This is a genomic window from Arthrobacter sp. TmtSoilC79 (assembly GCF_059739405.1).
This window is the reverse complement of sequence record NZ_AP046051.1, coordinates 2,794,178-2,814,605: the sequence shown is the minus strand read 5'-3', so window position 1 is coordinate 2,814,605 and position 20,428 is coordinate 2,794,178. Positions and strand designations below refer to the sequence as shown.

The window sequence follows — 20,428 nt, the reverse complement described above, 5'->3', positions numbered from 1 at the left end:
CCAAAAAAACCGCTGCGCCCGGATCGGGAGCGGCGGTTTTTTGTTAAGCAGTATTTTTGTTGCCAGGAAGAATGTCAGCGTCCGCGTGCGGCCTTGCGGTCAGGGCGGGCCTTGTAGGGGTCGATGCCCTTGGGAATCGGCAGGCGGTTTCCCAGCGAGTTGATGCGCTTGCTCACGGCATTGACCTCAATTTTGGTGAGCTCGTTCTTGAGCTTGCCCATGGTCTTCGCCAGCTTGTTCAGCGGCACCTGGCCTTCGCCGCGCCCGGATTCCAGAACGTGGATGGTGACGTTCGGGAGGATGCGGGCGAGGCGCTTGCGCTCTGCATCCACGAGGGGCTTGACGCGGTGGGTGGGGCCCTCGCTGACAAGTACTACACCGGGGCGGCCTATCGCCATGAAGACGGCGTCCTGTGTGCGGGGATTGACAGCTACGGGCTGGTCCTGGGTGACCCAACCGCGGCGAAGGGTTCCCAGGGCGGCGCCGGAGGCGCCGGGCTGGTTCTCGATCTGCGCGAAGGCGGCTTTCTCGGCCCTTCGGGAAAGGATGAAGACCGCCGCCAAAAGACCCAGTGGAATACCAATGATCAGGCCGGTGACCCAGTTCTCCAGGAGGAAGCCGACCAGGAATGCGACCGCCACCACAGCAAGGAATGCCAGCACCATGATCCATACAACCTGGGGATCATTCCGCCGGGTCATTTTGAAGACTTCAGCGATCTGCTTCAGTTGGCTGGGCTTCTTTGCCTTGGCTTCCTTGGGCTTGCGCTGGAACAGCCCACGCTTGGGGGCGTCGGCCGAGGGGGTCGATTTGCTGGAATCAGGGGAGTTCGCCATAGTGCCTTAATTCTACGTGATCCATGCCCGGACACCGGACGCCTTGGGGAACTGCGCCGGAGCGCCATCGATTCATTTTTGATTTCTTCGTCATGATCCAGCCCGCCATGTCACTTCGTTTAAGTGACTCCCAAGCGCCGGAGTGACTCGATACTGCGCATTTCCCCGTTCGATCCCCATAGGAACCACATGCCCGATTTGCCGCCACTGCTCACCATCGTCCTTGAGGAAACCGGACAACTCGACCGCGAGTCAGCCATGTACCGGCGACTGATTGCTGCACGCTTGCGGCTTGAATCCCACTTCGCCGTCCTCCATGTGGCCGAGTCCTTGACAACGCCCGTCATTGCCAGGCTATGCCGGGAAATCGACAGCAAGTACGTCATCTTTATGAGAACTTCCCACCTGTTGTCCGCGAACTACGTCGCCACGATCTTTGAGTACCTCAAGTCGCGCACTGTCTATCTCGCGGAGCCTGTCATCTACACAGGGCCCATCCCCAAGAATGTGGCTGGAACCAAGCTCGATGACACTTACCACTACGCCCGCGACACCGATGTCTTTGGCAGTGCTTTCAACACCAGGAGATTGTCCGACGCCCTGGAGGCGCTTGGGGATGTGGATCGTTCAGCCATCTACACCAGCTACCGGATGTACTGGTCCATAGCCAAGGTCAGGCCACTTATCACGGGTTTCTCTACAGCCTCGGACACCAAGGCTGCAACCGGCCTCAGGGTTTCTGCGGAGGCCAGCCGCCTGATGCCGGTGATGCCCCTTCCTTCCAAGGAAATCCGACTGCAGGTTCTGCGCTACGTTTCTCTGTTTCTCAGGGGCATCCGGGGACAGAAGGCGACGTCCATTTCCCTGAACCACTTGAGGGACCTCATCCGCGGCTTCGAACTGATGGAACTTCTGGCCATGGTGGAGACCTTGCAGCCTTTCGAAGCCGCGTGGATCCGTTGGCTGGACGACCCGGCAGACGGCAAGCAGTTCTTCAAGCAATTGAGCACCAAGGACGCCTACCTGGTTTTTCGCCCCAATACCGATGACGGCGGCGCCGGGGAGGTGCCCCTGTATGAGTTGCTGTTCGACCAGGAAATCCTGACCATCAACAAGTGCTACCGGGCACGCAATCTCAGGTCCGGCCATGCCAGGCCCGGCAGTTACAACTTCTATAACCGGCCGATCCGTCCTTCCTCGACCATCCTCTTCTTCGACCGGCCCTTTCAGGCAGATGACAACGCAGAGCACTTGTACGAGTACTTCACGGCAAAGCACCCCGAGTTCGACCAGGCGTACTTCGCAATCAACCCCAAGTCGCCTGATTGGGATCGGCTTCAAGCCAAGGGCTTCAAGCTGATCTCAATCTTCACCAAGGAGTTCTACGAGAAATTCCTTGTATCGGACCTCGTCGTCTCCTCCCAGATCTACAGCATCAGGTATCGGGGCAAGTCCTTCGCCAACTCGCGTTTTGTCTACCTTCAGCATGGAATCCAACTCAATGACATGTCCGACTGGGTGCTCTCCAAGTATTTCGATGTCTTCATTGCCACGGGCAGGATCGAGGCCGAATACATGGAAAAACTTGCCCCCATTGAAACGCTGAACAGTGGATTGCCCCGTTACGAGTCCTTGAACCGCGACACCCTCGGGCAACAGCATCTTCTCTTTATGCCAACGTGGCGCTTCAACCTGCACCAGTCCTCCACCGAGCACTTTGTCCAGTCGAGCTATTTCCAAGCCATTGACGCGTTGCTGTCGGACCACGCCCTCCTGAAGTTCCTTGAGGAAACTGACCGGATAATGCATGTGAAGCTGCATCCGAATGTGGAAAAGCGTGCCGGTCAGTTCAGGTTCACAGATCGCATCGTGAAGTCGGAATTAAGCTATCGGGAAGCGATCCGTGCCGCCGAGTTGGTAGTGACCGACTACAGCTCAGCAGCCCTTGACGCAGCATTCGTGGGCACACCGATCGCCTACTACCACTGGGACGCAGCCGACTTCTTCAACGACCAACCCTATGAAAGCCGTCTGGACTACGCCGACGAGGGGCTGGGCCCGGTGTTCCATGAGCACGCCGGGTTGATCAATTACATCGTCCGGAAGGAATTCACTGTCACCGATCCTGAGTACATCGGGCGCCGGGAACGATTCTTTGAAGGCGTGGATCCAGGACGCATCAATGAAAAGATCGTCGAAAGGATGTTGAGTCTCTGATGGCGTTGGTTCATGGCTTCAGAAGGAGCATCACCAAAGCAGGCCGCGCGGCAGCCTACTCGCCTGCCGGCCTGGAGGTCGCCAGGGCAGTCCTGGCGACCCGCGCTGATTCGCCCGTGCGGCGCATCATTAAGGCAAGAGCCCTGGAGGGAAGAATACGCCGGGTTGCCTCCGAGAGCCTCCCGCAGGGGGTCTACTTTGCGAAACTGACCCTGGGCAATTGGGAGGCTTGGAAGGGGCATCAGTTCCGGCTCCTTCAGGATGGGAAAGTAGTCTACGGAAACCAGGTTGAGCCTCCGGCCCGCGGCTTTCCTCTGGAATACCGCAACATCATGGTCACGTCGGAGGACCCCTCCCGCTTCACGATCGATATCGACGTGCCATATGAATTGAAAATCGGGCGCGGAGCATTCACCACCCAACAGCAGCTCGCCTACGACGAGCGGTACGGCGTGGAGCAGCACGGGGACGTGTTCTACTCCCTGCGGGGAAACACGAAAAACCCGAAGAAAATGCTCATCACCTTTCCGGGATTCGGCCCCTCAACAACCCGGATTTCCTATGCGGTCAGCTACCTTAAGGACCTCACTGAGGTGGACCTGCAAGAGACCCTGATGGTGTGCTTCCAAGACCGTTACCTGGTGGCAGGTTCCTACATGATGGTGGACAACTCGGGAAGGCCTCTGGACAGCAGGGTTGGGGGAGCCATTGAAGGGCTCCGGAGCCGGTTCAACATAGATGCCCAGGAGATGCTGTTCTTCGGAGCTTCCAAGGGTGGTTCCATTGCCATCCACTACGCGGAGAATTATCCCCGGGCCGCGTTGCTGCTGGCTGTCCCGCAAATGAACCTGCCGTATTACTTCAATAAGCCGTTTTTCAGGGACAACCTCTTGCAGAATCCCGCTCTGCGCGAAGTCGAACAACCAGAGGAGCGGCTCCGCAGGTACTTGGCGGAAGGACGCAGGATTGACTACTTCTATACGAATTCCGATGAGCTGAGCAATCACTCACTGATCGAACTGGCATCAGATATACCCAATCTCTCCAAATACCGCATCCACGGCGGGCACTCAGACGTCGCAAGGTCCGCCCTGCCTGCCATGTTGTGTATTTTGCGAAGCTTCCTCAGCGGCCCGATTGACAAAGAGTTCGCCTGCGAAGAATTGCGAACTTTCCGATATGACCAGAGCGTACAAGTACAGGTCCGGATCGACGCCGAAGCTTCCATGGTCGCCGGGGCCAACTGGTTCGTTGCCGGGAGTTCAGGGCGAACGCGGTTCCTTCAGCTGATGACGGAACACTCCTACCATTTCGTCAAGTACACCGCAGGCGAGCAGAGTCTTTGCCCCGCCTACGACCCCATCGATCAGCTCTCCGAGGTCATTGCCCTGACGCCCGGTGGAACCACGTGGACGGCTGCTCTGCCTGCGGCGGTCAAACCAGGAACCCGGGTGCTGAAAAAGAGCCTTAGTTTCCAGCCGCTGACTCTTGAGACAGAAACCACGCAAGAGTACGCAATACTCGACGGCGACACCCTCGCCCGCTTCCGTTATGACTGCCGTGCCCTGGCCGGTGACGGAGACACCATGGAAATCCATTTCGCGGCCACCACAGATTCAGTAACTGCAGAGATCCCTGACAGCAGCTCTCGGACCGCCTTCAAGGCAGTAGTTCAACCACTCGATGGCTGGGCATTGGCGGACATCGCAGCCTTGAGGTTCGTCATCGCTGCCGGGGTGCGGCGGTTGCTGCTTGTGATCGATGCCGATGCAGACCCCGAGGCCGTCGAAGTCCTTTCCGCCATCGATTGGGAGGACGCCAGTGTTGTGCAGGCCGACTCCAAGGAGGTGTTGGCCGGTGCAGGACATCACTGATTCACCCAGCCGTGCCCAAGCGCCAAAGAACCAGATCATCCGCTCCTACGCCGACGTCGCCGCGGTTCAAGACAATGTGGTGCATCTCAAAGAGACACCAGGTTCCGAATTCACATCATCAAGTGTGGAGTTTGCCGGCAGCGGAAATGTCCTTTTCGTGGAGGACGGAACAAGGCTCCGCAACACCAGGCTCCGCTTTCTGGGCAACGACGCCGTGATCCATCTAAGGAAGTCCCATGGCTTCCTCAGGCTGATTGTGACCGTGTTCGAAGAATCCGTCTTTTACTTGGGACCAGGCGCAACCTTCACGGCCGAAGCGCGCGTCCTTCCCACTGAACGCAAGCATGTGATCGTCGGACGGGATGCAATGTTTTCATCACGGGTTGCTTTCCGAACGGCCGACCCTCATTTGATCTACTCGGTGGAGCACCACCAACGCGTCAATCCGAGCGAATCGATTTGGGTAGGGGACCACGTGTGGTTGGGGGAAGATACCCTTCTCCTCAAGGGAGCGAAGGTTGGTTCCGGTAGCATTCTTGCTGCCCGGGCGTTGATTACCAAGAACGTCCCTTCAAATGCGACCGCTGCAGGCGTACCGGCCAGAATTGTCAGCAAGGGGATCTTTTGGACTCGCCCCTCCGTCCACGGATATACGGAAAGCCAGACTAAAAAGAGCCTGGTCCATGCCGGGGACGAATTTATCTTCGCTCCGGACGAACACGTTATTGACATACCCACCCTGGAACGCGGCCTGGAGGCAGCGACCTCCGGCATAGGCCGTGCCGCCTGGTGTTTCCAACTGGATCACATGGGTGCCCGGAACCGCTTCTATCTGGATTAGAACCGACTCAGCCACTGGAAACGACTCAGCCGCGCCGCCATCAATGGCGGCGCGGCTTAGGGCGGGTCTGTTTAGCTGTGGGCGGCGAGGATGGTGGAGGCTTCCTGGCGGGTGGTGCCGGAGTCCTGGATGCCTTCTGCGATGTGGGCGAGTTCGGCGGGGATGTCCCGGCCTTTCTTCCGCATCGCGGTGGCCCACAAACGCCCGGCCCGGTACGAGGACCGCACCAACGGACCCGACATGACACCCAGGAAACCGATCTCCTCGGCCTCGTGCTGGAGGTCCACGAACTCCTGCGGCTTGACCCACCGGTCCACCGGCAAGTGCCGCTCGGACGGGCGCAGGTACTGCGTGATCGTGATCAAGTCACACCCAGCCTGGTGCAGATCCCGCAACGCCTCGGAAATTTCTTCACGGGTCTCGCCCATGCCCAGGATCAAGTTGGACTTGGTCACCATGCCCAGATCCCGGCCCTGCGTGATGACATCCAGGGACCTTTCGTACCGGAACGCCGGTCGGATCCGCTTGAAAATCCTCGGCACGGTCTCCACATTGTGCGCGAAGACCTCGGGCTTGGAATCACAGATCGCCGCGATGTGCTCAGGCTTGCCGGAGAAGTCCGGGATCAGCAATTCCACCCCGGTGCCGGGGTTCAGTTCGTGGATCTTCCGGACCGTTTCGGCGTACAGCCAGACGCCCTCATCGGCCAGGTCATCACGGGCCACCCCGGTCACCGTGGCGTAGCGCAGCTGCATGGCCTGGACGCTGCGGGCTACCTTGGTGGGTTCGAACATGTCCACCGGGGAGGGCTTGCCGGTATCGATCTGGCAGAAATCACAGCGCCGGGTGCACTCGGACCCGCCGATCAGGAACGTCGCTTCCTTGTCTTCCCAGCACTCGAAAATGTTCGGGCAGCCGGCCTCTTCACACACGGTGTGCAGGCCTTCCTTCTTCACCAGGTTCTTGAGCTGGACAAACTCAGGACCCATCTGGACCTTGGCCTTGATCCACTCAGGCTTACGTTCAACCGGGACCGCCGCATTACGCTGCTCAACGCGCAGCAACTTACGGCCTTCAGGTGCCAAGGTCACTGGAGTGCTCCTTCGTGGGTGGAAACGAGTGCTTCTTCATGCTTGCGGAATTCTTCCACGAAGCGGTCAACGATGTCGGCTGGATTGATGGTCCGGCCGGCTTCCAGCGACATGGTGGATACGCTGGCGTCAGTAATCCCGCAAGCAATGATCTGTTCGTAAGGGGACAGGTCGTTGCTGCAGTTGATGGCGACACCGTGCATGGTCACGCCATCGAGGACGCGGATGCCGATGGCGGCGATTTTGCGGTCCGGACCTTTGTCATCGGCAAGAATCCAGACACCGGCCCGGCCTTTGACGGTCACGGCGTTGATGCCATAGTCCGCCATCACCGCGATCATGGTGGCTTCGAGCCGCTCCACATAATCGCGGATACCGGCACGGTTCTTGAGCTTGAGGATGGGGTAGGCGATCAGCTGCCCCGGACCGTGCCACGTCAGCTTTCCGCCGCGGTCCACGGGGACAACGGGTGTCCCGTCAAAGGGCCGCTCGTGATCTTCGGTAAGTTTGCCGGCCGTGTAGACGGCAGCGTGCTCCAGGAGCAAAACGGTGCTGTTCTTCTCGCCCGCAACAACTTTGTTGTGGATTTCGCGCTGCAGGTCCCAGCCCTGCATGTAGTCAACGAAATCAGGGGCAAGACCCAGTTGTGAAAACTCAAGAGTCATGGGTTCAAGCTTAGACCCAGCAGGAGGCAGGCCATGATTTTGTGGCGAAGCTCTCAGTCGCATCCAGTGACGGTGGCGTTCAAGATGGCGGCAAGGGGGTGCCTGTGGATAACTTCTGCGGGAAAACCCGGATTCCGGTAGATCTTGTCCATGGAAACTCTGGATCCGCCCTCCGCCGTCATGCCGTCCGCCCCGGGTTATGAGACAACCCGATTCTTGGGCCGCGGCAGCACTTCGACTGTTTGGCTCCTCACCAGGAGCAGCGATGGTGCCCGATTTGCGATCAAGTGCGCCAACCCAGGCAGTCAATTGGTGCGACCCCGGGGGCTTGAGCAAGCGTCCCAAGAGGTGAGGCTCTTGTCGGCCCTGAAGCATCAGCACCTGGTTGGGGTTCATGGGGCAGTTCCGCTGGAAAGCGGCTCCGAAGGGACGCTGGGAATCGTCATGGACTACGCGGCTGGCGGCTCCCTGGCCAACCTGATGGCTGGGCGCGGAAAGCTGACTGTGGGGGAAGCCGTCACCATTCTGACCCCTCTCGCCCAGGTATTGGCCTACCTTCATGGACAGGGGATCGTACATGGTGACGTTGCGCCCGGGAACGTCCTCTTTACTGCCGAGGGGAAACCACTGCTTGCAGACCTCGGGATGGCCGCCGTGGTGGGCGGTTCCCCGCAGGATCCTTTGGTTGGAACGCCCGGTTTCTTGGATCCTGGCAGCCCTGGCAGTCCTGGCAGTCCTGGCAGTCCTGTTACTCCAGGGGCCGATGGGGAGATGGGCACAATGCGGGAACTCCAACCGCAGCTCGATGTCTACTCACTGGCCGCCCTCGGATGGTATTGCCTGACCGGTTCGGTCCCGGAAACCACGCAACTTCGTCCGCCGTTGTCTTTGGTGGTGCCGGATGTTCCGAAGTCGCTGGTGGCCGCATTGGAGGCTGCCCTGGATGTGAATCCGGTGCTGCGGCCAACAGCCAGGGAGCTGGCCATGGCCATTTTTCGAAGCGCGGCACCCGAGCCAGTGGACTTGTCCGGCGCCGTCCATCCTTCAGTGATTCCTGAACTGCTGACGCGGCGCCGGGCCTTGGAGCGGTCCGCGCGCCGTAAATCCCTGATACCCAGCCGGATCCGTTCGTGGCTCAGGTTCGTCCAACGTGGACCAAAGGGCGAAGTTCAGGCAAGGGGCCGCGGGCCCCGGATCGTAGGCGGTGGGTTCAGTCGCGGTTGGTTCAGCGGGGGGTGGCTCAGGGGCGGCAGGTTCAGAATTGGCGCAGCCATCCTGGCCACCGGGCTGCTGCTCGGAAGCATGGGCTGGATTTTATGGTCGCACTACCCGCAGCAACAAAGTATGGAGTTGTCTGCGGAACCTCAACCAACAGAAACAGGAACTGGAAAGCGAACTGGAGCAGAAGCTGGAGCAGAAACAGGAGCAGAAACAGGAGCAGAAACAGGAACCGGTAGCCCGGCCCCGGAGCCGGGAACCTCTGCATCCGCGGATCAGCCGGAAACGCTGCCGCAGGTACTGGCTGAAGGCCTCCACGCCGAAGACCCGGCAATAGCCATAACCACGCTGTCATCCATCCGCGACATCGCACTCAGCCAAGGTCGGCTGGATTTGCTGGATTTGGTGAATGCGTCTGCATCACCCGCTGAAGCTTCCGACGGTCTGCTGGCGGACCACCTACGGGAATCGGGGTCAAAGTATGCCGGTTTCTCCACGTCGTTATCCATCCTGGAAGTGTCCGGGTCTGCGGAGTCGGGCGACGCAGCGGTCACGCTCACCGCTGCATCATCCGGCTATGAGGAACGCAACGCAGCCGGTGCCGTTGCCGGGTCACAGCCTTCCGGTCCGCCGCAGGAGCTGAGCGTGCGTGTTGTACGGGAGGCCGGGCGCTGGTGGATTTGGGAGATCCTGGCCGTTGACTCCAGCCCGGCGGGCACCCTACCGGCAGCGCCCGTGCCCGCAGTTACCGGCCCCGCGGCCGGCGGCTAGCCCCGCGGCCGGCGGCTAGCCCCGCAGCCGGCGGCTAGCGCGGCAGCCGCACATTCAGCGTGCTTTGTCTTGCGTCAGCCACGCCATGGCGTCGGAGAGCGAGGGGTGCTGCCACTGGAAACCGGCCTCCGACAACCGGGCGGGTTCCATCTTCTGGTTGGCCAAAACCAGTTCATCGGCAAGCCGTCCCAAGACCAGGCGCAGGGCGGGGCCGGGGACGCGGAAGAAGGCTGGCCGGTGGTAAGCCTTGGCCAGCGCGCCCACGATCGTGTTGACATCCGCGCTCTCCGGGGCGCAAACGTTAGCCGGGCCTTCGAGCTCGGAGGCCAGGAGAAATGCCAGTGCGCTCACCTCGTCGGCCAACGTGATCCAGGGCCAATACTGCCGGCCGCTTCCGAACGGCCCGCCCAGCCCAACCTTGAGCAGCGGGAGGAGCGGGCCCAATGCGCCGCCGGAGGTGCTGAGCACAACGCCTGTCCTGGGGGTTACTACCCTCACACCCTGTGGTGCTGTCCGGGCTGTTCGTTCCCACTCGACACACAAACTCCCCAGTACGCCAAAGCCCGGACCAGAATCCTCGGTCAAGAGGCCATCCCGGGAGGCGCCGTAGTAACCGGACGCCGACTGGCTGATGAAGGTAGCGGGCGGAGTGCCAAGGCGTCCCATGGCAGCGGTCAGGGTCCTGGTGGCCTGGAGTCTTGAATCCCGGAGGACCTGGATCCGGTTTTTGGTCCAGGGGCGGTCCCCGATTCCGGCTCCTGAAAGGTTGATGACTGCCTCCGCAGTGTCCAGGACGGCTTCGTCAAGGTGTCCGGCAGCTGGATCCCATGTCCACTCATCAGGGCCCTTGGCAGGCCTCCGCACCAACCGTATGACCTCGTGGCCGTGGCCGGTCAAGTGCTCCGCTAGAGCTGTTCCTATCATTCCCGACGCGCCGGACATCACAATTCTCATGACCCATCTCACCATGGGAAACGTGTGCGGTGGAAACGCCTGTCGGTGCGGCGGAGCGTGGGCGCCTCTTGACTATGATCGAACAATGACCTCCTCCAGCTACCTCCGTTTCCCGCATGTGCACGGCGATCTGGTCACTTTCGTGGCCGAAGACGACGTTTGGGTCGCACCCCTTTCCGGTGGGCGCGCCTGGCGGGTTTCTTCCCAGCAACTGCCGGCCAGAAACCCCCGGTTCACCCCCGACGGAACGCGACTCGTGTGGACGGTGATCGTGGGCACCTCTCCTGAGGTGGTGACGGCGGACGTCGACGGCGGCGGTTACAGGCAGCTGACGTACTTCGGCCACAGCACCACGAAAGTCAAGGGTTTCACGCCGAAGGGCAACGTAGTGGTGACCAGCGCCTTCCAGCAAGCGGAAAGCCGCCACACGCATGCCTACAGCCTGCCGCTGGACGGGGGTGCCGCCGTCGAACTTCCCTTTGGTCCCGTTGAGGCCGTTGCCTTTGGTCCTGAAATCGGCGACGAGAAGCCAGTTGTGGTTTCCAGCGTCCTTTCGCGTGAGCCGGCATGGTGGAAGCGGTACCGGGGCGGTACTGCCGGCAAGCTGTGGATCGATGCGGACGGCAACGGCGAATTCGAGCGCCTCTTGCCGCAGCTCGACGGCAACCTCACCGACCCCATGTGGATCAAGGGACGGATCGCGTTCCTTTCGGACCACGAAGGGTACGGTAACCTCTACTCCTCACTTCCGGATGGTTCAGGCTTGCGCCGCCACACCGATCACGAGGACTTCTACGTCAGGCACGCCAGCACGGACGGCGGCCGGGTCATCTTCGAATCGGCCGGCGAGTTGTGGGTGCTTCCCTCACTTGAGGCTGACGCAGAGGCAAGCAAGCTGGACATCACCCTGGGCTCGGCTTCACCGGCACGCCGTCCTGCACCGCTGAAGGTCGCCGCGCACCTTGGCGATGTCGTTCCAAATGCTTCAGGGACGGCCAGTGCGGTGGAATCGCACGGCACCCTGCACTGGCTCCGGCACAAGGACGGCCCCTCCCGTGTAGTGGAAGCGACACCGGGAGTGCGCGCCCGCCTGCCGCGTCCGCTCACAGACGGCCGGATCGCCTACGTCGCTGACCATGGGGCGGTCGAAGCCCTGTACATCAAGCGCATCGCATCGCGCTTGTCGGCAGTCGTGGATGTTCCCGAAGCAGTTGTTTCTTCGCCGGCGCCGGTCAATGGAGCGGATCCCTTGCCCAAGCCGGTATCCGCGTCCAATGTGTTGGGGCAGGGGAATGCTCCTGCTCAAGCACCAGTGCCTGGCGCGCCGGCAGATGACAGGCAGTCCGACGGCCTGCCGGCCGAGCCCTCTGCTGACACCGTGAGCTCCACGGACGCACCAGCGGCTCCTGATACGTCCGAAGACGGCGTCGAGGTGCGGATTGATTTCCCTTCGCCCACGCGCACGAGCGCTGTGGAAGCCAGCCCGGACGGACGATGGCTGGCAGTGGGAACCTCCTTCGGTGACGTCTATGTCGCTGATACTTCGCAGGGCACGTTGACCCAAGTTGTCAGCGTGGGCGAGGGGAGTATTGAACAACTGGCTTGGTCCGGCGACTCCCAATGGCTTGCTTGGTCCGAGCCAGTGACGGCCTTCGGTTCTCGAAGCAAGCTCCGTATCACCCGCCCGGCTCACACCGAAACAGGCATCATTGACGTGACGGATGGCCGGTTCTGCGACGAATCGCCGAGGTTCACCCCTGACGGGAAGTTCCTCGCTTTCCTGTCGAATCGCAGCTTCGACCCCGTCTACGACGGCCACTCCTTTGATCTGTCGTTCCCGAGTCCCATTAAGCCCTACCTGGTCGCCTTGGCTGCAGACACCCCTTCACCCTTCGGCCCGTCCGTCGACACGCTTGAGGATGTCCCGGCCTCCTCGGTAAAGTCCGACGACGGCGGCGCACCTGCCGTGGGCGTCGACCCTGAGGGCCTTGCCCACCGCGTCATCACTGTGCCCGTACCTCAAGGGAACTACTCGCAGCTGGCCGTGGCGGATGGTGCCCTGCTATGGCTCGATACGGAGCTAACCGGTGTCACCGGCGAAGGGAAGGGAACGCCCTCGGACAAGAAGACAGTGCCGGCACTGGTGCGCTATGACCTCGCCAAGCGCAAAAAGAGTACTTTGGTTACCGCCGTGGACAGCTACAGGTTGTCCGGCGATCTCAAGCGTGTTGTGTACATCCTGGACCAGCAGGTCACCTCTGTGCCTTCCGACGCCAAGGTGGACGAGGAGTCCGGAGACCTGGTGAAAGTGGAACTGAACAGGGTCAGGGTGATCCTGGACCCCGTTGCTGCTTGGGGACAGGCCTTTGAGGAAGCGTGGCGGCTCCAGCGGGACTTCTTCTGGACCGCAGACATGGCAGGCCAGGATTGGGATTCCGTCTACAAACGGTACCGCCCGATAGTGGACCGGCTCGGGTCCCACGACGACTTGGTGGACCTGCTGTGGGAGATTCACGGTGAGCTTGGTACATCCCACGCCTACGTCAAGCCGGCCCTCGTCACCGAGCCCGGCCGGAACGGCCAAGGGCGCCTGGGGGCTGAGCTTCACTTCGGCACCAAGGGTTGGGAGATCACGCGGATTCTCGCGGGGGAGTCCTCGGACCCGCTGGCCACGTCGCCCTTGACCCGGCCCGGTGCGGACGCGAAGGCCGGTGACGTCCTCCTGGCGATTGACGGCGTCGAACTTTCAGCGGCTTTGACGCCGGCCATGCAGTTGGTGGGAGCGGCCGGCCGGACAGTGGAGTTGACCCTGTTGAACGGGGAAGGACATGGCGAAGCCGCCGGCACGCAGCGCCGTGTGGCTGTGGTTCCTGTCCGTGATGAAGAACGGCTCCGGTACCAGGACTGGGTCCGGGCGAACCGCCGCACTGTGCGCGAAGCCTCGGACGGAAAGTTCGGCTACTTGCACGTCCCTGACATGATGGCCAATGGCTGGGCCCAGCTTCACCGCGACCTGGATACGGAAACCGCCCTGGACGGGCTCATCGTGGACGTACGGCGTAATCGTGGAGGGCATACCTCCCAGCTGGTAGCCGAGCTCATCGGCCGCAAGGTCACCGGCTGGAGCATGCCACGTGGCGAGAAGCCCCGAACGTACCCCGATCATGCACCGCGGGGTCCGGTGATCATTCTGGCCGACGAATTTGCCGGATCTGATGGCGACATCATCACCCAGGTATCCAAGCTCAGGGGCATTGGACCGGTGATCGGTACGCGAACCTGGGGAGGCGTCGTGGGCATCGACAACCGCTTCGCCCTGGCCGACGGTACCGGGGTGACGCAGCCCAGATACGCTACCTGGTTCAGCGGCGGAATTGGCTGGGATGTGGAAAACCGGGGCGTGGAGCCGGATATCGAAGTACTCTTCCCCCCGCACGCCTATGCGGCCGGCTCGGATCCGCAGCTGGAGTACGGTATTGGCGCACTCAAGGAAATGATCCAGGAACTGCCAACCGACAGGCCCCCACTCCGTGAGGGGTACCGAAAGCTCCGTCCGGAGCCGTTGCCCGCGCGGCCCCGGAAGGGCTGAAGCAGCGGTGACGAGACAGAAGAGCCCGCCGGCTTCCTGCAGGAAGCCGGCGGGCTCTTCTTGTGAAACCTTGGTGCTTTTGAGCACCTGGTGATGCTAGGCCGTCAGCGTGGCATCCAAGGTGATCTCAATGCTGGCCAGTGCGCCTGAAACAGGGCAGCCGGTCTTCGCGTCCTCGGAGATGCGGCGGAAGTCCTCTTCGGAAAGGCCAGGAACCTTGGCGGTCATGGTCAGGTGGCTGCCGGTGATTCCAGTGCCGGGAACGAACGTGACGTCGGCCTTGGTGTTTACTTCTTCAGCTGTGAATCCTTCGCCCGCGAGGGCGTGGCTGAAAGCCATGGAGAAGCAGGCGGAGTGTGCCGCTGCGATCAGTTCTTCGGGGCTGGTCTTGCCGCCGGACTGTTCGGTACGTGCCTTCCAGGTGACATCGAATGTTCCCAGGCCTGAGCTGTCCAGCGTCGTGTTGCCGGCGCCTTCGATCAGGTTGCCGTTCCAAACCGTGTGTGCGGTGCGTGTTGCTGCCATGTCCACTCCTTGGTGTCGTTGTGAGTCGGCAACCAGCCTGAGGCGGGTGCCACCGGTTCCCATCCTAGGGATTTGCCCGCGCGACCGCACGGACATTCCGCTGACAGTGGATTGTGACCCGGAGCTGCCGAAGCATCAGTTCCAGAGAGTCGCGATGGCGATGTTCACCAAGGCCATACCGCCCACGCCATGGGCCAGGCCAGTGGAAACAGGTTCGCCCTTCTTGACCTTCCGGGAGCCGATAACGGCCAGGACGGCGACGGCCACGCCAATGGCGAACTTGACCCCGAGCTTGAAATAGTTGGGATCGGCGTCAGGGAGCAAGGGGAACAACCCCATCATGGCGATGCCGGTCAGGAGCTGGAGAAAAGCACCATCGCGCTGGCGGGGGTGGACGGTGGGCTCTTTGATGGTGGCGATCCAGTAGCCCACGATCATGGCTGCGCCGACGATGTGCAAGAACACCAGAATGCTGAAGAGAATACTCATGGCTCCAGCCTATCGAGTTGCTTCTACGTCCCGTAGCAAAGCCACGCGGGGTGGGTAAAGCAAAGGGGCAGGTCACCGGTTTCCCGGTAACCTGCCCCTTGATGCCAAGGGCTGGCCCTGGCGCTGAACCCTAGAGGCCGAGGTCGGCTTCGAAAGCACCTTCCTCAAGGCGGGCCTTGAGGGTCTGCAGGAAGCGGCCGGCGTCTGCGCCGTCCACCAAACGGTGGTCGTACGTCAGGGAGAGGTACATCATGGAACGGATGGCGATCGAGTCGTCACCATTCTCATCGGCTACAACCACAGCGCGCTTGACGATCGCGCCGGTGCCGAGAATACCTACCTGCGGCTGGTTGATGATCGGGGTGTCGAACAGTGCGCCAACAGAACCGATGTTGGTGATGCTGAACGTACCGCCGGACAGTTCGTCCGGGCCGATCTTGCCGTCGCGGGTGCGGCCTGCGACATCAGCGATCTTACCGGCGAGGCCGGCAAGATTGAGGTTGCCGGCGTCGGAGATGACCGGAACCAGAAGGCCCTTGTCGGTGTCGACGGCAATCGCCAGGTGCTCGGCGTTGTGGTAGGTGATTTCCTGCTTGGATTCGTCGTAGGCAGCGTTCAGCTTGGGGTGCTGCTTCAGGGCTTCAGCAACAGCCTTTGCGATGAACGGCAGGAAGGTGAGCTTGACGCCGTTCTGGGCCAGGAACTGGTTCTTGGCCTTCAGCCGCAGCTTGGCGATCTTGGTCATGTCGACCTCGTGCACCTGCGTCAGCTGGGTGGAGACCTCAAGGGACTCGCGCATGCGGCGGGCGATAACCTGGCGGATACGCGGAGCCTTCTCCGTGGTGCCGCGGAGGGAGGATGCGACCACCGGAGCAGCGGCCTTGGCGGCCGGAGCTGCCGCGGGAGCCGATGCTGCGGGAGCTGCGGCAGCCTGCTTGGCTTCGGCGGCGGCAATGACATCCTGCTTGCGGATACGGCCACCGACGCCGGTGCCGGAGACGGATGCGATGTCCACACCGTGCTGGTTGGCGAGCTTGCGGACCAGGGGAGTGACGTAGCCGGATTCCGAGGAACCTTCACTGGCCGGGGCCGAAGCGGGTGCAGGTGCTGCTGCGGGGGCCGGGGCCGGGGCCGGGGCAGCTGCAGGAGCCGGAGCAGCTGCGGGTGCCGGGGCGGCGGCAGGAGCCGGTGCTGCGGGGGCCGGAGCGGGGGCAGCCGGTGCTTCTGCAGCGGGTGCTGCAGGTGCGGGAGCGGCGGCCGGTGCAGCGGCGCCGGAACCGATGACGGCCAGGACAGAGCCAACCTCGGCAGTCTCATCCTCGTTGACGCGGATCTCCTGCAGCGTTCCTGCAACCGGTGACGGGATTTCGGTGTCGACCTTGTCGGTGGAGACCTCCAGGAGGGGCTCGTCGACCTCCACGGTGTCGCCTACAGCCTTGAGCCAGCGGGTAACGGTGCCTTCGGTGACGCTCTCGCCCAGGGCGGGAAGGGTTACTTCGTGGCCTTCGCCGGAGCCGGCGGCCTGAGCGGCCGGAGCTTCCTCTGCTGAAGGAGCAGCCGGAGCCTCCTGGACCGGTGCAGCCTCCGCAGCCGGAGCAGCGGGTGCTTCCTCGGCCGGTGCAGCCTCCGTAGCAGCAGCGCCAGAGCCGGAGCCGTCGCCGATGCGTACCAAGGGGGCGCCAACTTCAGCCGTCTCGTCTTCGGCGACGAGGATTTCTTCGATGACGCCAGAGATCGGAGAAGGGATTTCAGTGTCTACTTTGTCGGTTGAAACCTCGAGCAGCGGCTCGTCGATCTCTACCCGGTCACCAACCTGCTTGAGCCAGCGGGTGACGGTTCCTTCGGTGACACTCTCACCGAGGGCGGGCAAGTTAACGGATTCAGACATGTCGTCCCCGTTCTCCTTATTGATCTTTGTGCGGATGAATTCTGCTGGTCCGGGCCGGGTGCATCCGGCAGATTCCGCTGCATGCACCCGACCCGTTTGTCTTGGGTAAAGACTTAGCCGTGGAGCGGCTTGCCCGCGAGGGCGAGGTGGGCTTCGCCCAGTGCTTCGTTCTGGGTGGGGTGGGCGTGGACCAGCTGGGCCACGTCCTCCGGGTAGGCTTCCCAGTTCACGATCAGCTGGGCTTCGCCGATCTGCTCGCCGATGCGGGAGCCGATCATGTGAATACCCACCACGGGGCCGTCCTTCTGGCGAACGAGTTTGACGATGCCGCCGGTGCCGAGGATGGAGCTCTTGCCGTTTCCGGCGAGGTTGTACTCCTGCGTCTGCACCTGGTCGTCGCCGAACTTCTCCTTGGCGGCCTTTTCGGTGTAGCCAACCGTGGCAATTTCAGGTTCGCAGTACGTGACCTTGGGGATGTTGATGTCCTCGACGATCGCCGGGTTCAGGCCGGCGATTTCTTCGGCAACAAAGATGCCCTGCTGGTAGCCGCGGTGTGCGAGCTGGACACCGGGGACGATGTCGCCCACGGCGTAGATGTTGCCGACACCGGTGTGGAGGCGTTCGTTGGTGATGACGAATCCACGGTCAATGGTGATGCCGGCTTCTTCGTAGCCCAGGTTGGCAGTGACAGGGCCACGGCCAACAGCTACGAGCAGGAGATCGGCTTCAAACGTCTGGCCGTCAACAAGGGTGACCTTCACGCCGTCGTCGTTCTGCTCGACGCCCTGGAAGAAGATGCCGGTGGTGAACTTGATGCCGCGCTTCTTGAAGGCACGCTCAAGGTTCTTCACGATCGAGGCGTCCTCGTTTGGAACCAGGGAGGGGAGGCCTTCGATGATGGTGACGTCCACGCCGAACGACTTCCAGACAGAAGCGAATTCAACGCCGATGACGCCGCCGCCAAGGACGATCGCGCTCTTGGGGATGTAGTCCATGGTCAGTGCTTGGTCGGAAGTGATGACCTTGCCGCCGATTTCCAAGCCAGGCAGTGAACGGGAGTAGGAGCCCGTGGCCAGGACAATGTTCTTGCCCGTGTAGGAGGTGCCGTTCACAACGACGGTGTTATTGCCCTGGAGCTTGCCTTCACCCTCGATGACGGTGATGCCCTTGGACTTGATGAGTCCCTGGAGGCCCTTGTACTTGCCGGCAATGATGCCGTCCTTGTAGGCGTTCACGGCCGGCATGTCGATGCTGTCCAGCGTGACGTTCACTCCATACTTGGCCGAATCCCGCGCGTGGTCGGCCAATTCGGCCGAGTGCAGGAGTGCCTTGGTGGGGATACAACCGTTGTGCAGGCAGGTTCCGCCGAGCTTTGCCTTTTCCACAAGGCCAACGGTGAACCCAAGCTGTACGGCCCGCAGGGCAGTGGCGTAGCCGCCGCTGCCGCCACCGAGTACCAGGATGTCGAATTCTTGCGCAGTTGCCTGATCGGCCACTAAAACGCTCCCTCGCGTGAATGATGACACGGGACTGCGTGCCATCTGGTCTTTGGAACTTGTTCTGCCGTGATTATGCCAGCACCTAAGTTCTCTTGCATTTGTGACTATCGAGTTCACCTTAGCGAACCACCTACCCATGCTCCACCCTCTGCGGGTGTTTGTGGAGCGCTTGTGTCGAGACTCACGTTCCCTTGTGACACAGCGCTACACCCCGCATAATTCCGGGGTTGTGCAGGCCTTGCGGGTGTGCCCGGCAAGGCCTGCACCGCCCGGGTGGGCAGGGGCGTGGTGCTTAGGCGGAAACTGCGAGGAGATCCTCGGCATAGGCAACCAAGGTGCGGACGGTGCATCCGGTTCCTTGCTTGGGGGTGTAGCCATACGGGCTGCCGTTGTTGAACGACGGACCTGCAATGTCGACGTGTGCCCACGGGATCTGCCGGCCGTCGCCGTTCTTGCCGACGAATTCCCGCAGGAAGACAGCGGCGGTCATCATGCCGCCGTTGCGCTCACCGATGTTGGCGAGGTCTGCAACCTGGGAGTCGAGGCTTGGGCGCAGTTCTTCGGGAAGGGGCATCGGCCAGACCAGCTCGCCTGCCCTGTCAGCTGCCGACTTCAAAGCTGCAGTGACGGAGTCCTCGCCCATGACGCCGGCGGTGCGCAATCCAAGGGCAATCAGCTGTGCGCCGGTCAGCGTGGCAACGTCAATGATGGCATCCGGCTTCTCCATGCTGGCAGCGACGAGTCCATCGGCCATGACCAGGCGGCCTTCGGCGTCGGTGTTAAGGACCTCTACGGTCTTGCCGCCGTAGATGGTGAAGACGTCCGCGGGCCGTGCCGCAGCACCCGAGGGCATGTTCTCCGCAATGCACAGCCAAGCGGTCGCCTTGATGTCCAGGCCCAGGGAAGCGATGGCCAGGACAGTATTAAGCACGACGGCGGCGCCGGCCATATCGCTCTTCATGTCACCCATGCCGAGGGCCGGCTTGATGGAAATGCCGCCGGTGTCGAAGGTAATGCCCTTGCCTACAAGGGCAATCTTCTTTGTGGCCTTGGCCGGCGCGTATTCGACCTTCACCAGGCGGGGTTGACGGGTTGAACCCTTACCGACGCCAAGGATTCCGCCAAAGCCTTCCTTTTCCAGGCGCTTTTCATCCCAGACGGTGACCTTGACGGGCAGGCCTTTGGCGAGTTCCTTGGCGGACTCGGCAAAGGACTCCGGGTAGAGGTGGCTGGGGGGCTGGTTGACCAGGGTCCGGGTGGCATTGACAGCGCGGGCCACAATACCGGCGCGGTCCAGGGCCGGCTGCGCTTCCTTGGGGTCGACGTCGGAGAAAATAAGGGCCTTGGCTACGGGCGCTTTGAGCCCGTCCTTGCTGGAACGGTGTTCCGTATATGAGTAGGCGCCCAAGGCTGCACCCTCGGCGATTGCCGCAACGTCGGCAACGCCGGTGGTCGGGAATGCCAAGGTTACCGACGCGACGCCGGCCAGCTGGCGGACGGCAGAGCCTGCGGCGCGACGCAGGGACTCTTGGGTAAGGCTGCCGGATTCCGGCATTTTGCCAACGCCGGCGAGGACCAGGATGCCCGAGCCGGTTTCAGGAAGGCCGGGAAGCCGGTGGGCCTGATCCGCAGCACCGGTGATCCCCAGCAGCTTCAGAGAGCCCGCGATGGACTCGGCTGCCTTCGCGCTGAGCGGGTTCGGGAGCAGCTCTGGCCCGTCCGCCCCTTGCGCAACTCCGATCACTAGTGCGTCGCTGGGGGACTTTTTCAGGTCCTTGGCGATGATGCCCAGGATGATGTCAGTAGTCTTGACCACGAGGATGTTGCCTCACTTCTCTCTGCATTGCATGGCTGGGCCGCATGTTTGGCGGCCTGCCCCGGTACGCGTCCGACGTCCTCTTCCGACGCCGGCCTTGGTCTTCAGGGGCCAGCGTCGCTGGTGGAAACCGACCCTTTTCGATCGTAGTCTCT

The 20,428-nt window shown here is 61.9% G+C and carries 14 protein-coding genes; 5 read left to right on the top strand and 9 right to left on the bottom strand.

What is annotated here, in order from left to right; genetic code table 11:
- Nucleotides 1-74: 74 nt before the first annotated feature.
- Nucleotides 75-836 (bottom strand): DUF4191 domain-containing protein, encoded by a 762-nt coding sequence (locus AC6JA3_RS12935; protein WP_026542536.1) that lies wholly within the window; start codon nt 834-836, stop codon nt 75-77.
- A gap of 189 nt (nt 837-1,025) precedes the next feature.
- Here AC6JA3_RS12935 and AC6JA3_RS12930 point away from each other — a divergent pair, with 189 nt between their 5' ends.
- From AC6JA3_RS12930 to AC6JA3_RS12920, 3 genes are read left to right on the top strand one after another with little or no spacing between them, the layout of a single operon-like run.
- Nucleotides 1,026-3,053 (top strand): CDP-glycerol glycerophosphotransferase family protein, encoded by a 2,028-nt coding sequence (locus AC6JA3_RS12930; protein WP_026542537.1) that lies wholly within the window; start codon nt 1,026-1,028, stop codon nt 3,051-3,053.
- Nucleotides 3,053-4,927, top strand: coding sequence for an alpha/beta hydrolase family protein (locus AC6JA3_RS12925; protein WP_497920155.1), 1,875 nt, complete (start codon nt 3,053-3,055; stop codon nt 4,925-4,927). Before AC6JA3_RS12930 ends, AC6JA3_RS12925 begins: the two co-directional genes overlap by 1 nt.
- Nucleotides 4,911-5,768 (top strand): acyltransferase, encoded by an 858-nt coding sequence (locus AC6JA3_RS12920; RefSeq protein WP_051421660.1) that lies wholly within the window; start codon nt 4,911-4,913, stop codon nt 5,766-5,768. The genes AC6JA3_RS12925 and AC6JA3_RS12920 overlap by 17 nt, the downstream gene beginning before the upstream one ends.
- A gap of 71 nt (nt 5,769-5,839) precedes the next feature.
- On the opposite strand, the gene lipA is transcribed toward AC6JA3_RS12920, so the two are convergent.
- Both lipA and lipB read right to left on the bottom strand, forming a co-directional pair.
- The gene (lipA, locus tag AC6JA3_RS12915) at nt 5,840-6,859 is read right to left on the bottom strand and encodes a lipoyl synthase (RefSeq protein ID WP_347783500.1); all 1,020 of its coding nucleotides are present in this window, start codon (nt 6,857-6,859) and stop codon (nt 5,840-5,842) included.
- Nucleotides 6,856-7,524, bottom strand: a complete 669-nt coding sequence (lipB, locus tag AC6JA3_RS12910) for a lipoyl(octanoyl) transferase LipB (RefSeq protein WP_026540280.1) — start codon at nt 7,522-7,524, stop codon at nt 6,856-6,858. Before lipB ends, lipA begins: the two co-directional genes overlap by 4 nt.
- A gap of 150 nt (nt 7,525-7,674) precedes the next feature.
- Between lipB and AC6JA3_RS12905 the strand changes: the two genes are divergently transcribed.
- The gene (locus AC6JA3_RS12905; protein WP_347783499.1) at nt 7,675-9,513 is read left to right on the top strand and encodes a serine/threonine protein kinase; all 1,839 of its coding nucleotides are present in this window, start codon (nt 7,675-7,677) and stop codon (nt 9,511-9,513) included.
- Between the two features lie 54 nt (nt 9,514-9,567).
- Here AC6JA3_RS12905 and AC6JA3_RS12900 read toward each other — a convergent pair whose 3' ends face one another.
- The gene (locus AC6JA3_RS12900) at nt 9,568-10,467 is read right to left on the bottom strand and encodes a TIGR01777 family oxidoreductase (RefSeq protein WP_026540281.1); all 900 of its coding nucleotides are present in this window, start codon (nt 10,465-10,467) and stop codon (nt 9,568-9,570) included.
- Nucleotides 10,468-10,552: 85 nt separating this feature from the next.
- Here AC6JA3_RS12900 and AC6JA3_RS12895 point away from each other — a divergent pair, with 85 nt between their 5' ends.
- A complete protein-coding gene (locus tag AC6JA3_RS12895) occupies nt 10,553-14,056 on the top strand; it encodes a S41 family peptidase (RefSeq protein ID WP_026540282.1) in 3,504 nt (1,167 codons plus the stop codon).
- 96 nt (nt 14,057-14,152) lie between these two features.
- On the opposite strand, the gene AC6JA3_RS12890 is transcribed toward AC6JA3_RS12895, so the two are convergent.
- The 5 genes from AC6JA3_RS12890 to AC6JA3_RS12870 all read right to left on the bottom strand — a co-directional run bounded on the left by AC6JA3_RS12890 (nt 14,153) and on the right by AC6JA3_RS12870 (nt 20,273).
- Entirely contained in the window at nt 14,153-14,581 is a 429-nt protein-coding gene (locus AC6JA3_RS12890; RefSeq protein ID WP_026540283.1) for an OsmC family protein, read from the bottom strand.
- A 135-nt stretch (nt 14,582-14,716) separates the two neighbouring features.
- Nucleotides 14,717-15,070 (bottom strand): hypothetical protein, encoded by a 354-nt coding sequence (locus tag AC6JA3_RS12885; RefSeq protein WP_026540284.1) that lies wholly within the window; start codon nt 15,068-15,070, stop codon nt 14,717-14,719.
- 130 nt (nt 15,071-15,200) lie between these two features.
- Complete coding sequence (sucB, locus tag AC6JA3_RS12880) at nt 15,201-16,958, bottom strand: 2-oxoglutarate dehydrogenase, E2 component, dihydrolipoamide succinyltransferase (protein WP_026540285.1); 1,758 nt, start codon at nt 16,956-16,958, stop codon at nt 15,201-15,203.
- Between the two features lie 113 nt (nt 16,959-17,071).
- Nucleotides 17,072-18,454, bottom strand: a complete 1,383-nt coding sequence (gene lpdA, locus AC6JA3_RS12875) for a dihydrolipoyl dehydrogenase (RefSeq protein WP_026540286.1) — start codon at nt 18,452-18,454, stop codon at nt 17,072-17,074.
- A 295-nt stretch (nt 18,455-18,749) separates the two neighbouring features.
- Complete coding sequence (locus tag AC6JA3_RS12870; RefSeq protein ID WP_026540287.1) at nt 18,750-20,273, bottom strand: leucyl aminopeptidase; 1,524 nt, start codon at nt 20,271-20,273, stop codon at nt 18,750-18,752.
- Nucleotides 20,274-20,428 lie beyond the last annotated feature (155 nt).